This window comes from Methylophaga sp. UBA5088, assembly GCF_002414625.1.
Lineage (GTDB): Bacteria > Pseudomonadota > Gammaproteobacteria > Nitrosococcales > Methylophagaceae > Methylophaga > Methylophaga marina.
The window spans coordinates 1-207 of sequence record NZ_DIAC01000107.1; the positions used below are offsets into that span (position 1 = coordinate 1).

Below are 207 nucleotides of genomic sequence, written 5' to 3' on the forward strand. Positions count from 1 at the left end.
TAATCATTTTATGCACTAAAGCCTTTAACCCACGACCGCTGAGGTTAATAAGTGCTAATTTCGTGTTTTTTTCGTTCTCATATTGTGCTATCAAACGATTCGTTATTTCTAACGTTTCATCAGTTTGTTGCTTTAGCTTTAGCTCCAACTGTTTGCTGTGCTCAACCCAGTTCTGATTATCAGATTGTAAATCGACAATTGTGTGCT

The 207-nt window shown here is 36.7% G+C and carries 1 protein-coding gene; it reads right to left on the minus strand.

The annotated features are described in order from the left end of the window. On the minus strand, nucleotides 1–207 hold a 207-nt coding region (locus tag B4K20_RS13510; RefSeq protein WP_289283270.1), incomplete at both ends, for a hypothetical protein.